The sequence below is a fragment of the Anaerococcus groningensis genome (genome assembly GCF_046365465.1).
Classification (GTDB): domain Bacteria; phylum Bacillota; class Clostridia; order Tissierellales; family Peptoniphilaceae; genus Anaerococcus; species Anaerococcus groningensis.
On sequence record NZ_JBGMEG010000012.1, the window covers coordinates 1 to 14,000 of the forward strand.

Genomic DNA, 14,000 nt, shown 5'->3' on the forward strand with positions numbered 1-14,000 from the left:
TAGCATCAGGAGTTGTTACAAAAATCGTAAAATAGTCCCAGCATTTTGGGTGGAAAATCTGAAAAAATTTTCATTTTCGAGACGAAGGTCCTCACCTAGCCGGACAGGCTACATGCTGAGTCCGAAAAACTAAGCGAGAAGAGTTTCAGACTCTTTAAGAGAATTACAATTCTAATAAACTAAAAGAGTAAGCTTAGGCTTGCTCTTTTTTTATGCAAATTTATTAAAGACTTTATAACAAATAGTAAAAAATTAATACAAATTACTTTAAATTACTTTAATCAAATTTTAAAATATTAATTATAATTTACATATTTCTATAAAAAAGTATACTATACATAATGGAGGAAATATGAATAAGAAATCACTAGTAATAATGTTAGCCTATGTAGGAGTAGTTACAGGAGCAGGGCTTGCTTCAGGACAGGAACTTCTACAGTACTTTGTTTCATTAGGTATACCAGGTCTAATTGGAGCAGGTGTGGTAGGATTATTACATACATTGATAGGGGGAGTACTTTTACAACTAGGCTCTCACTATATGGCAACAGATCATTCAGAAGTATTTGGAGAAATTACCAATAAGTACATGGGTAAATTTATGGATTATTCCCTAATATTTACTTGCTTTGTAATAGGTTTTGTAATGATAGCTGGAGCTGGATCAAATTTAAATGAAGCCTTTGGCATTAAAAAATCGATTGGCCAAGTTATATGTGCAGGTCTTATAATAATAATAGGAATGCTAGACTTTGAAAAAGTATCCAAAATTATAGGGTCTTTTACACCACTAATAATTATTTTTACACTGATAGGTTCCTTATACACATTCTTTAATTATAATCCAAATTGGAATCAATTAAATAATATGGCCATGAAATTGCCATCAAATTTTAACAGTGTAATATTTTCCACATTTAACTATTATGGAATGTGTTTGATGAGTGGAGTTTCCATGGGGCTAGTCTTAGGTGGAGAAGAATTAAATACCCAAGATGCAGGAATAGGTGGACTATTAGGTGGAGCGATAGCAGGTATGCTTGGCATTTTAATATCATTTACACTTTTTATAAGAGTAGATGAAGTAGGCAAGCTTGATATACCAATGCTATATATCATTGAAGATATAAACCCTATTTTAGGAGTCCTAATGGCTCTAGTAATATTTGGAATGATATTTAACACAGGAATTTCCCTATTTTATGCCCTAGCACGTAGGTTTTCCAAAGGTGAAGAAAAAAGATTTAAAATATTCTTAATAGGCTTAACCCTAATCGGTTTTATATTAAGCTTTGGTGGATTTAAAGAATTAGTTTCAATATTTTACCCGATAATTGGATATGTAGGCATCCTTATGATGATAGTATTAGTAGCAGCCTGGTATAAAGAAAGATCTGCCATAAAATACGAATCCTATAAAAGGTTAGGAATTAGCCATTATATGAAAAAAAAAGTAGATGATAATGAAGACTTTAGTAAAGAAGATGAAAAAAGATTAGAAAAACTAATAGAAAGATCAAATATAGATAACGAACAAATAGAGCAAGTTGCAGAAGACTTTGCAAGAAGCGAACTAGAAGAGGATTAAAGAAAATAAGCCATCTTTGGATGGCTTATTTTTTTATAAAATTTTAAATAGAAGATTAATCTAATATGTATAAGTATTAAAATAAGCAAATTTTGATTAAAATACTTTATTCTAGTATGATAGTTTGTGGAGGAATTATGAATAAAAAAACTTTAACTATAATGCTTGCCTATGTAGGTATAGTAACTGGGGCAGGTCTAGCCTCAGGTCAGGAGCTACTTCAATATTTCATCTCTCTTGGAATACCAGGTCTAATTGGTATAGGTATAGTAGGGATTCTTCATACTATTTTTGGCGGTATTCTATTAGAATTAGGATCTCATTACCTAGCAGATAATCACTCAGACGTATTTTCTAATATTACTAATAAATATTTAAGTAAATTTATAGATATAGCCATTATATTGACTTGTTTTATAGTAGGATTTGTAATGATAGCAGGAGCTGGTAGCAACTTAAAACAGGCTTTTGATATACCAACTTGGATTGGTCAAGTATTGTGTGCAGGACTTATTATATTAGTAGGTTTTCAAGATTTTAAGAAAGTTACTAAAATAATTGGGTCTTTTACCCCAGTAATAATTATTTTTGCACTAATAGCTGGTATATATACACTTAAAAATTACAATCCAAATTGGAGCGAGCTAGACACTATTTCTAAAAGTCTTCCATCAAATATAAATAATGTAGTTTTAGCAATATTTAATTACTACGGAGTATGCCTTATGACAGGAGTATCAATGGGCCTTGTCCTTGGTGGAGAAGAGCTTAATCCGATACAAGCTGGAAAGGGTGGACTACTTGGAGGAGCTATAGCAGGCTTACTTGGTATTTTAATTTCACTTACTTTATTTATAAGAGTAGATGAGGTTGGTAATTTAGATATACCAATGCTTTATGTAATTTCAGATATAAGTCCTATTCTGGGATTCTTTATGGCAGTTTTAATATTTGCCATGGTATTTAATACAGCAATATCTCTTTTTTATGCATTGGCTCGAAGATTTTCTAAAGGAGATCAAAAGCGACTTAAAATAATATTAGTTATTATAACATTAGCAGGATTTGTCTTAAGTTTTGCTGGTTTTAAAAAGCTTGTAGCAGATCTTTATCCCATTATAGGATATGTTGGTATGATTGTAATGGTCTTACTCCTAGTAAATTGGTTTAAAGAAAAAGATGATATTGAAAAAGATAAGGGAGAAAGAAAAGATATCAAACATTACATTAGTAAAAAAATAGATGATGATAAAGAGTTTACAGACAAAGATCAAGATAAACTAAAAGAGCTTTTAGATAATGCACCTGTAAATAATGATGAAATAAAAAGAATTATAAAAGATGAATTAGAAAAATAATCTTACAAAAACTGTGTAAATTAATTTACACAGTTTTTATTTTTAAGTCATATTCTAATTTAAAAATCTTTTATATCTTCCAGTAAGTAAAATACTTTAAATATTTATTAATATTTTTGTATTATACTATTACTAAAAGTATAATGCTTAGTAATATGTAGAGGAGGATTTAGACTGTAAAATCTACATTGTAAGTAACAACAATATTGAAAGAAAATGTTATAAGTATTTAATTAGAGGTAAAGGCAGAAAAAAATGACAAATAGATACGTAGATAAGGACTTAGAAAACTATATTATTAAACACAGAAGATACTTTCACGAAAATCCTGAACTAAGCTGGCAAGAGGAAAATACCTCAGACTATATTTTAAATGAACTAGAAAAATTAGGGATTAGTGCCAAAAAAATTGTTAAAACTGGTGTACTTGGTATTATTAATCCAGAAAAGCAGGGCAAAGTTTTAGCTATCAGAGCTGATATAGATGCCCTTCCTATTTGTGAAGCAACTGACCTTGATTTTAAATCAAAAAATAATGGAGTGATGCATGCTTGTGGCCATGATACTCATGCAGCCATTCTTTTAGGAGCTGCCAAAAAACTTCAAGAAATGAAAGATGAGATAGGAAAGGTAGTATTATTATTTCAACCTGCAGAAGAATTTATAAAAGATTCTGGAGCAAAGCATGTCATGGAAGAAAAAATTTTAGAAAAAGAAGGTGTAGATAGGATTATTGCCCTTCATATAAGTAGCGCCTTAGAATCAGGATTTACATCAATAAAAGAAGGACCAATCAAGGCCTCAGCTGATACTTTTAAAATAGAAGTGCTAGGAAGGGGCGGCCATGGATCAGAGCCTGACCATACTGTAGATCCGATAAGTATAGGATCTCTTTTAGTTCAAAATCTAAATAATATTTCATCAAGAGAAATCTCGCCTACAAGCCCTATGGTTTTATCAGTAACTTCTTTTAACTCAGGTAATAGTGAAAATGTAATTCCCGATTCAGCTGAATTACTAGGAACAACAAGGGCATTTGACAATGACCTAAGAGAAAAATTCCCTGAAATCATAGAAAGAATTGTAAAAGGAGTATGTGAGGCTAATAGAGCTAGCTATAATTTCAAGTATTACTTTGGAACGCCAGCTACTATAAATGAAAAAGAATCGGCAGACCTTGGTTATGATGTTCTAAAGGAAATTGTAGGTGAAGATAAAGTAGTAGCTAGCAAGCCACGCATGGGTGGAGAAGACTTTGCAAAATATCTTTTAGAAATTCCTGGAGCAATGATGTTTTTAGGAGCAAAAGTAGAAGGGGAAGACCATCCTCATCATAACTCCAAATTTATTATAGATGAAAAAGTATTAAAAACAGGTTCAGAATATTTTATTAATTACACTAAAAAATATTTTGACCAATAAATTTAATAAAAAGTACAACAAAAAACTTCTTAAGATTACTAAGTCTTAAGAAGTTTTTAAATTTGAATTTTACTTATAAAAATAGGCCCAATCTATAGTTTTAGTAACTATTTCAAACTTAATTTGATGAGTCTTAAAAAATTACCAGTACTTTACCTATTTTTTATAAACTTTTTTTATTCTTCTCTAAGTGCTTCAACTGGGTCTTTTTTGGCTGCCATACTTGATGGAATGATGCCTGCAATTAGGGTTAGTAGAACTGAAATTAGTACTAAAATTGCTCCAGCTTCAGCTGGTAGGGTGGCTGATATATAATCTACTCCTGTTAAGTTTCTAATTATATTTGTAATTGGGATATTTAAAAGCATGGTTACTCCAACACCGATTAATCCTGAAAGTAGGCCTATGATAAAGGTTTCTGACATAAACACTTTTTTAATGTCAGATTTGCTGGCACCAATTGATCTTAAAATTCCTATTTCTTTGGTACGTTCTAATACTGAAATGTAGGTAATGATACCTATCATGATTGATGAAACCACAAGGCTTACTCCTACAAAGGCGATTAAAACATAAGAAATTGCACTTATTATATCGGTTACAGACTTTGTTATTAGCCCTATGATGTCGCTATAAGAAATTTTTTCACTCTCATCTTTTCCTTTATTGTAATCATCTATAAAGCCTTTGATTTTTTCTCTATTTTCAAAGTTTTCTACATAGATATCAATTTCTGCTGGTGCATCCTTGCTTACAACTCCTAGGTCTTCTAGGTTTTTGTTGTAAGAATTGCCAGCTACAAATTCATCATAAATATCTAGGGTAGCCTCTTTATCATTTTTTTCAAGGATGTATTGGGCTAGGGCGTTTTCATCATTTACTTGTGAGTCTTCTACATTTGCTGCTTGAGGCATAGATAAACCGCTAGCCATTGCAGCTTTTTGTTTTTCTTCAGCTGCTTTTTGAGCTTCTTCTGCTATTTCTGGTTTATTTCTCATCAGCCATGTAGTGAAGGCTAGAGAATCTTTTTGAGTTAGGTTTTCTAAGAAATACCTAGCTGACTTTATTTTTTCATCTTCATTGCTAGCCTTAAATTTGATATTGTTTAATACATTAACTTCTTTATTATCTATTTGAGCCTTTACAATTTCTGACTCGTTGGCATGGTCAATCATCATGTCTGTAAGACCCTCGGTAAAACCGATAGGAGCATTTACTACTTGATTGTCATCATCGGTTTTTCTTTTAGCAATACCAACAATCTTTGCAGAAACCCCATTTTTAACTACATCATCAACTTTTACTTCGTCGTCTTTGACATTTACAAAGCTAGAACCTTCTTTTTCATAATAGTCAGATGGGCTTACAAATTTGTATTCTTGGCCGATAATTTTACTTGGTTCTAGAGAATGTTCTTTTATATCTACATCTTCATTATTATCAATTTTATTTAAAAATTCTCTGTACTCTTTTGCTGGCAACAGACCTAATTCATAGAGTCTTGATGTTTGTACTTCGTTGTTATAATCTGAAAATAAGACTAGTTCATCAGCATTTTCTGGCCATTTACCTTCGACTATTTCGTATTCATCGGTAATAATTGTGCTAATTTTGCCATTTTTGTTTGTGATAAGTTGGCTAAAGTTTTTGTTATCTTGGTTAGGATTTAAAAACTGAGATAAGGGCGCTCTGTTGTTAGTTTCAAAGTCATCTCCATTTGTATTTATTATCTCGCCATTTGGATCTTTTACATATATATCAAAGTTCATATCGTATAGATAAGATATGAAATTAGTTCCTATAGAATCATTTAGTTTATCTTTATTATTCTCAATATATTTTTTAAAGGGAGTCAGGTTATTTTCTCTTACATTTGAGGATAACTCACTCCTTCTTTCTAAGATAAAATTATTTCCATAGACCTTGTCATCTTTATGTGATTTTTCTTCAGTCTTTGGTGGTGTAAGTACATTTCCTAGGTCAAATGATTCTTTTTGAACCTGGATAGGATATGCTTTCAAAGCTTTTCTTTGGCTATCGGCTATAAAGTCATTGGCCCCAGTTGAGATTGATAAAATGAGAGCAATGCCAATAATACCAATAGATCCTGCAAAGGCTGTCAAAAGTGTCCTGGCCTTTTTGGTTAAAAGATTGTTAAAGGATAGGTTTACAGCTGTGGGCAGGCCCAGTTTTATTTTTCTAGTTTTAAAATTGTCTTGCTCATTTTCTTCTTGGTAGGGATTGCTATCTCCAATTATTTGCCCATCTTTGATACGGACGATCCTAGTTGAATAAGTCTCTGCAAGTTCTGGGTTGTGAGTTACCATTATTACTAGGCGGTCTTTGGCAATTTCTTTTAGCAAATCCATAATCTGCGTGCTAGTTTCTGTATCAAGGGCCCCTGTTGGTTCATCGGCAAGGACAATATCAGGATTATTTACCAAAGCACGGGCTATGGCAACTCTTTGCATTTGCCCACCGGATAGTTCTGATGGTTTTTTATTTATATGCTCACCAAGCCCTACTTTTTCTAAAGCAGCTTTAGCTTTTTCTTTTCGTTGGTCCTTGGAAACGCCAGATAAAGTTAGGGCAAGCTCTACATTTGATAAAATACTTTGGTGGCTAATAAGATTGTAGGATTGGAAAACAAAACCTACTGAGACATTACGATAATAATCCCAATCATGATCAGTAAAATCTTTTGTAGATCTACCATTTATTAAAAGGTCACCAGATGTGTAATGATCTAGACCACCGATTATATTTAAAAGAGTAGTTTTTCCTCCTCCGGATTGTCCGAGGATAGACACAAATTCATTTTGCCTAAAGGATATGGAAACATCATCTAGGGCCTTTTGCTCAAACTCTCCTGTCTTATAAATTTTAGATATATTTTTTAAAGTTAACATTTATACCTTCTTTCTGTAATCATCTTATTATACCTTTAAATTTGTCAAAACTAAACTAAAATGTAATATATTTTAGAGGGGTAAATATGGGAAATTTAGTAATTTATAAAGAAAATAAATTAGAGATTATTAGCAAAACCAAATATTACAAAAAGCTAGGGATAAATGCTATTTTAATAAATCCTTTTGTAAAAGTAGATGAAGAAATTATTAAAAAAGTTTTAAAGATAAATGATATTTTGCTAAGAGAAGATATTAGACTAATGGTAAATATAGATGTTAAAAATATATCTACTCTACTATTAGACCTTGATAGCAAAATAAATTGGGACAATCCCAAAATTCGTAAGGCCTTTTATCAATTTATCAACTATTTAAAAAAGTATAATCTAACAGGTTTTTATTTTACTAATTTTGAAAAATTATTTGTCAATAATCCTAGTTTTTATATAAGGGAGCTTAGTAAAAATACTCTTGGTGATGAAAATCTTGTCAGCATAGGAGAGGTCGATACAGATGACTTTGCCTACCAAAAATATTTAGCATCAGATGATTATAGTAATTTTTCCTACATTTATAATAAATCCTTAGAAACGCCTATGGAAAATCTTTTGTCTGCTAAAAAATATATTTCTGATATCCATAGAGAAAATGTAAGAGAAGTTTATTCAACTGACAATGTCCTAGCAAGCTTTACAAATAATGAAAATTTTCCATTTTTAACGAGGATCTTGCTTGCTGGAGTTAATTTTTTCTTAAAGGGAAGCTTTCTTTTAAAAAATTTTGAAGAACTCGGTATATTTGATAATTCCACTTATACCAATGATTATAAGGTGTTAGATAAAACTAATAAGACATATGATTTTTACCAAGAACTTATAAAAATTAAAAATAACAATAAGGCAATCAGCCAAGGAACCTATAGAGAAATTTTTAATAGAGATCCAGATATATTTGCCTTTGTAAGGACCTATGAAAATCAAAAAGTAATAGTTTTTGCAAACTTTACTCAAAAGGAAATATTAGCTGATATTAGATTTCATTTTATAGATATAAATGATTTTACCTACCTTATAGGTAATTATGGCAGGCGCAGGATTGTAAAAAATCTTCTTTTAAGGCCCTATGAATTTGTAACATTTGTAAAATAATTTATAAGAATATTATATTTATAAAATATTTTATAAAAACATTTGTGTTTTCTAGATTAAAGTGTTAAAATTATAATTGTCATAATAAAATTTTATAGGAGGATTTTATGCAATTTATTGCCGTACTAGTAACTCTAGTATTGTTTTATATACTCCACCAAATGAAAAAACGTGATATGTCATTTGGTATAAGAGTAATTACTGGTGCTATCGCAGGCCTTATTTTAGGATTTATTTTTAGAGGTAGCACTGAGTATGTATCAATTTTTGGTAGTATCTACGCAAGATTACTTTATGCAATGGTTATTCCATTACTTTTAACAGTTATTGTTAGAACCATGCTTAATACAGGAAGTCTTACAAAACTTAGATCAGTTGGTTTAAAATCAGTTGGCATTTTAAGTTTACACAATGTAATGGGATCTGTAGTTGGACTTATCCTTGCAGCTATTTTCAAAATTGGCCAAGGTGTACACTTTGATGTACCTGTTGATTCTGAAATAAAGGAAGTACCAACAGTAGCTGAAACTATCACAAACTTTTTCCCTTCAAACATAGTTTCAAATGCAGCTGAAGGACAAATCGTACCAATCATTATATTTTCAGTTTTAGTTGGTGTAGCTGCCTTAAGACTTATTGAGTCTGGTAAAGAAGAAACAGTGCGCCCTTTTGCAGATTTTATAAATTCATTTGCAGAAGTTATTTTTAAACTTACAAGTATGATTACAAGCCTCACTCCTTATGCAGTGCTTGCTTTAATGGCAAATGCTGTTGGTAGGGTGGATTCCACAGCTATTGCTCCATTTATTTTAATTTTGGTATTAAACTATGTTGCATCAGCCATCCACATTTTCCTTGGAACAGGTATCCTTGTATCAGCTTTTGCTAAGGTAAACCCACTTACCTACTTTAAAAAAGTATGGCCTGTAACCATGATTGGTTTTACAACTCAATCATCTATGGGAGCAATTCCAGCAAATGTTGAAAATTTAACTGAAAAACAAGGTGTATCTGAAGAAATTGCATCATTTACAGCTCCACTTGGTGCAACCATGGGTATGCCAGGTTGTGCAGGTTTTTGGCCAGTAATAAATGCAATCTTTGTTGCAAATGTTATGGGCCTTGCTTGGGGACCAACAGAATATGCAAAATTAATTCTAGTTGCCCTTTTAGTTTCACTAGGAACAGTAGGAGTACCAGGAACAGCTACAATTACTACAACAGCTTTATTTGCTGCAATGGGCTTGCCACTTGAAATGGTTGTGCTTCTTGCTCCAATTTCAACTCTTGCAGATATGGGTAGAACAGCTACAAATGTTACAGCTGCAAACTCATCAGCCCTAATAGTTGCTGCAAGCGAAAATAAATTAAATAGAGAAGCATTTAATAGAGCATAAAATTTAAAAGCTTGGCAATCGCCAGGCTTTTTTATTGTAAAAAATAACTTTTCTTGTAAAATAATCTTAACTATTTTAAGGAGAGTTTATGAAAATTATAATTTTTGGATTAGGTTATGTGGGTCTTGCTAATGCCATACTACTTAGCCAGTCAAATGAAGTTATAGGGATAGAGACAGATCAAAATAAAATAGATTTGATAAATGATAAAAATTCACCCCTAAGCGATGAGATGATAATTACATATCTAAAAGAGAAAAATTTAAATTTATTAGCTACAAGGGATTATCAAAAGCACTTATCAGATAGTGAGCTTGCTATTATAGCAGTACCTACTAATTATGATGAGGATACAAAATACTTTGATACTAGCTTTGTAGATGATGTTATAGCAAATATTAAAAAAGAAAATAAAGATTTACCAATTTTAATTAAGTCAACTATTCCTGTAGGATATACGGAGAGTCAAAGAGAAAAATATAATTGTAAAAATATTATATTTTCTCCAGAATTTTTAAGGGAAGGTAAGGCCCTTTATGATAGTTTAAACCCATCTAGAATAATTGTAGGTGATAATAGTAAATCAAGTCAAAAAATTGCAGATTTATACAAAAATGAAGCTAAAAATAATCCGGAAGTTTTATTTATGGACTCCACAGAGGCTGAAGCTGTAAAACTTTTTGCAAATACTTATTTGGCTATGAGAGTTTCATATTTTAACGAACTAGACACCTTTGCGGAAATGAAAGGTCTTTCTACAAAAGATATTATTATGGGAGTATCTACAGATCCTAGGATAGGAAATTATTACAACAATCCTTCCTTTGGCTATGGTGGATATTGCCTACCAAAAGATAGCAAGCAGCTTTACGCAAACTTTGAAAATGTACCAAATGCTATGTTTGGTGCAGTTATAGATGCCAATCAAATAAGAAAAGATTATATAAGTGATAGGATTTTAAAAGATAATCCACAAACTGTAGGTATTTATAGACTAGTAATGAAAAAAGATTCTGATAACTTTAGAAAGTCAGCTATTTTTGATGTAATAAGTAATATTAAAGATAAAACCGAAGTTATCATCTATGAACCAAATGTAGATGATGAGTACTTTGAAGGTCTAAAAGTGGTAAATGACTTAGATGAATTTAAAAATTCTGATATCATAGTAGCAAATAGGCTGGATGAAGAATTAAAAGATGTGGCAGAAAAAGTCTATACCAGAGACGTTTTTAACAAAGATTGATAAGAATCTACGTGGGTAAGAATAGAAAGTGATGAATAGGAGGGCTTTATGAGTGAGAAAAAAGAAAAATATATACCCTTGGTGCACTCTAAACTTAGAAAATCTTTTATAAAAGTTCCCCAAGAGATTTATAAGGCATCAGGGATTATGATTTTTGAAAAAAGAATCAAATCATTACTTTTTACAACAGACCTTGCAATAATTAGAAACTCAAATGCCGATAGTATCATGGCTGTCTATCCATATACGCCGCAAAGTTCTATATCTGATGCTATATTAAGCGTTTCAAATGTACCGTGTTTTATAGGAGTTGGTGGAGGAACTACCCAAGGTCTTCGTTCCAAATACGTAGCCATAGATGCAGAACTATCTGGGGCCTATGGTGTAGTTGTTAATTCTCCAATGCCAAATAAAGACATTAGAGAAATAGCGGGATTTGTTGATGTGCCAGTTATAGCAAGTGTAACGACAATAAATGATGACTACATAGGCAAAATCCAAGCTGGTGCAGAGATTTTAAACGTATCAGGTGGCAAATATACTGCAGACTTAGTAAGAGAAATAAGAAAAGACATAGGTAAAAACTTCCCAATTATTGCCACAGGTGGCAAAACTGGGGAAAGTATCCTAGAAACAATAGAAGCTGGGGCCAATGCTATTTCTTATACACCACCATCAAGCTCAGAAGTGTTTGGACAAATGATGGATAAGTACAGAAACGAAGATGTTGCCCAATAATTTTTAGGACTCCCAAGCGGGGGTCTTTTTTAAAGGAGACTTATGTATAAAGGATATATTACAGACATAGATGGAATTAAAATAGGTCATGCACAAAATTTTAAGGCGGGTACTGGCCTTACAGTTTTAATTCCACCAGCAAATAATACTTGTGCAGTAGAAGTTAGGGGATCAGCCCCGGGAGGTCGTGAAACAGATTTATTAGATCCTATAAATACAGTAAATAGTGTAAATGCGCTTATTTTAAGTGGAGGTTCTGCCTATGGACTTGATGCGGCAAGTGGAGTTATGCAAGCTTTAGAAGAAGATGGTTATGGCTTAGATGTTGGAGTAGGCCTAGTACCCATTGTGCCCCAAGCAGTATTATTTGACCTAGCCTATAAAAATCCTAAAATAAGACCAGATAAAAAAATGGGAAGAAAAGCCTATAAAAATGCTTCATTGAATGAAAATCGCCAGGGAATAATAGGAGCTGGAACTGGAGCAACAGTTGGCAAAATTTTGGGCATGGAAAATATTATGAAAGCAGGTCTTGGATCAGCTACCCTTAATAAGGGAGATCTAAAAGTATCGGCCCTAGTAGCTGTAAATGCTTTTGGAGATATATATGATTATGAAAAGGGTGAGCAAATAGCAGGACCTAATAAAGATAATAAAATGTTAAAAACTACCGACCTTATGGGGCAAATAATAAAAGATTTCTCAGGACTTGCCAACAAAAATACAACTATTGGCATAGTAGCGACCAATGCAAGTTTTGATAAAACAAAACTTAAAAAAATTGTTCAAATGGCCCATGATGGCTTTGCAAGATCAATAAATCCAGTCCACACTGGCTTTGATGGGGATACAGTTTTTGCTCTTTCTACTAACGAAATAAAATCAGATATAAATCTTGTAGGTGTTATGGCAGCAAATGCTATGAGCCGTGCCATAGCCAATGCTATTTATAGCTTAAATGAAGGTTTTACTCAAGAAAGTCACATATAAGTATTGACTAATACTATAGGTAGTAGTAAAATATATCGGTAAACACTCTACTCCGTAAGTAATTAACGGGGTCATAGACCATAGGGAGGTGAAAAGATGAATAATTACGAAGCAGTTTTAATTTTCAAAGCTGATATGCAAGATACAGATAGAACTGAACTATTAGAAAGATTTAAAGCAATTATTTCTGAAAATGGTGAAGTTTCTGATGTAGATGATTGGGGTAAAAGAAGATTGGCTTACGAAATTAATGATCTTAAAGAAGGTTATTACTATATCGTAAACTTTAAATCAGAACCTGATCATATCAGAGAATTTGAAAGAAGACTTAGACTTTCAGATTTCATAATCAGATACATGGTTATCAGAAAAGAGGACTAATCAATGAATCGAGTAACACTTATAGGAAGACTAGTACGCGATCCAGAACTAAGATATACTCAATCAAACCAATCAGTTGCAAACTTTACTCTAGCTGTTGATAAGCGTATGAGTAGAGAAAGAAGGCAAGAAGCAGAATCTCAAAATCGTCCAACAGCTGATTTCATTCGTATAAATGTATGGGGTCCTCAAGCTGTTAATTGTGAAAGATATTTAAGAAAAGGAAGTCAATGTGCTGTTGAAGGTAGAATCCAAACAGGATCTTACCAAGACAGAGAAACAGGAAAAACAGTATATACAACAGATATTGTTGCAGATAACGTAGAATTTTTAGGTTCTCGTCAAGATAACCAAGGTGGTTCTTCAAATTATAGCCCTAATTATGGTGATAACCAGGATTATGGCAATGATAACTACTCACAAACTGGCTATCAAGGAAACAATTCTTACAACAATAACTCTTACAATCAAAACCAAGCTGGCTTTGATAGTGATGATGACTTCTTTGATGATGATTTCACTGAAATAGAAGATGATGGAAGGATTCCATTCTAGAAATATTAAGAAAGGAACATCATGGCTCAAAGAAGATATAAACCAAGAAGAAAAGTTGATCCATTTGTAAAAGATCCTTCAAAAGTGATCGATTACAAAGATACAGAAACTTTAAAAAGATTTATCTCTGATAGAGGAAAAATCCTACCTAGAAGAGTAACAGGTCTTAATGCAAAACACCAAAGAGAAGTAACACGTGCTATCAAACGTGCTCGCCAAGTTGCATTATTACCATACGAAGAAAATTAATAATTAGATTATAAAT

General features: G+C 32.1%; 12 protein-coding genes. 11 read left to right on the plus strand and 1 reads right to left on the minus strand.

The window, feature by feature from the left end; all coding sequences use genetic code 11:
- Nucleotides 1-352: 352 nt before the first annotated feature.
- From AB9Q04_RS06125 to AB9Q04_RS06135, 3 genes are all read left to right on the plus strand, one after another.
- Nucleotides 353-1,588 (plus strand): YkvI family membrane protein, encoded by a 1,236-nt coding sequence (locus AB9Q04_RS06125; protein ID WP_410024458.1) that lies wholly within the window; start codon nucleotides 353-355, stop codon nucleotides 1,586-1,588.
- A gap of 137 nt (nucleotides 1,589-1,725) precedes the next feature.
- Nucleotides 1,726-2,946, plus strand: a complete 1,221-nt coding sequence (locus AB9Q04_RS06130; RefSeq protein WP_410024459.1) for a YkvI family membrane protein — start codon at nucleotides 1,726-1,728, stop codon at nucleotides 2,944-2,946.
- Between the two features lie 255 nt (nucleotides 2,947-3,201).
- Complete coding sequence (locus AB9Q04_RS06135) at nucleotides 3,202-4,368, plus strand: M20 metallopeptidase family protein (RefSeq protein ID WP_410024460.1); 1,167 nt, start codon at nucleotides 3,202-3,204, stop codon at nucleotides 4,366-4,368.
- Between the two features lie 176 nt (nucleotides 4,369-4,544).
- Here AB9Q04_RS06135 and AB9Q04_RS06140 read toward each other — a convergent pair whose 3' ends face one another.
- Entirely contained in the window at nucleotides 4,545-7,277 is a 2,733-nt protein-coding gene (locus AB9Q04_RS06140; RefSeq protein ID WP_410024462.1) for an ABC transporter ATP-binding protein/permease, read from the minus strand.
- Between the two features lie 86 nt (nucleotides 7,278-7,363).
- On the opposite strand from AB9Q04_RS06140, the gene AB9Q04_RS06145 reads away from it, so the two are divergent.
- The 8 genes from AB9Q04_RS06145 to rpsR all read left to right on the plus strand — a co-directional run bounded on the left by AB9Q04_RS06145 (nucleotide 7,364) and on the right by rpsR (nucleotide 13,984).
- Complete coding sequence (locus AB9Q04_RS06145) at nucleotides 7,364-8,428, plus strand: alpha-glucosidase C-terminal domain-containing protein (protein ID WP_410024463.1); 1,065 nt, start codon at nucleotides 7,364-7,366, stop codon at nucleotides 8,426-8,428.
- 107 nt (nucleotides 8,429-8,535) lie between these two features.
- Complete coding sequence (locus AB9Q04_RS06150; protein WP_410024464.1) at nucleotides 8,536-9,825, plus strand: dicarboxylate/amino acid:cation symporter; 1,290 nt, start codon at nucleotides 8,536-8,538, stop codon at nucleotides 9,823-9,825.
- A gap of 88 nt (nucleotides 9,826-9,913) precedes the next feature.
- Entirely contained in the window at nucleotides 9,914-11,071 is a 1,158-nt protein-coding gene (locus AB9Q04_RS06155) for a nucleotide sugar dehydrogenase (protein WP_410024465.1), read from the plus strand.
- Between the two features lie 48 nt (nucleotides 11,072-11,119).
- Nucleotides 11,120-11,809 carry a beta/alpha barrel domain-containing protein gene (locus AB9Q04_RS06160; protein ID WP_410024466.1) on the plus strand — a complete coding sequence of 230 codons (690 nt, stop codon included), beginning with the start codon at nucleotides 11,120-11,122 and terminating at the stop codon, nucleotides 11,807-11,809.
- A gap of 42 nt (nucleotides 11,810-11,851) precedes the next feature.
- Complete coding sequence (locus AB9Q04_RS06165; RefSeq protein ID WP_410024467.1) at nucleotides 11,852-12,799, plus strand: P1 family peptidase; 948 nt, start codon at nucleotides 11,852-11,854, stop codon at nucleotides 12,797-12,799.
- A 96-nt stretch (nucleotides 12,800-12,895) separates the two neighbouring features.
- Nucleotides 12,896-13,180: a 30S ribosomal protein S6 gene (gene rpsF, locus AB9Q04_RS06170; RefSeq protein WP_410024469.1), complete on the plus strand. Its 285-nt coding sequence runs from the start codon at nucleotides 12,896-12,898 to the stop codon at nucleotides 13,178-13,180.
- 3 nt (nucleotides 13,181-13,183) lie between these two features.
- Nucleotides 13,184-13,735: a single-stranded DNA-binding protein gene (locus AB9Q04_RS06175; protein ID WP_410024470.1), complete on the plus strand. Its 552-nt coding sequence runs from the start codon at nucleotides 13,184-13,186 to the stop codon at nucleotides 13,733-13,735.
- Nucleotides 13,736-13,756: 21 nt separating this feature from the next.
- Nucleotides 13,757-13,984, plus strand: coding sequence for a 30S ribosomal protein S18 (gene rpsR, locus AB9Q04_RS06180; RefSeq protein WP_394011227.1), 228 nt, complete (start codon nucleotides 13,757-13,759; stop codon nucleotides 13,982-13,984).
- Nucleotides 13,985-14,000 lie beyond the last annotated feature (16 nt).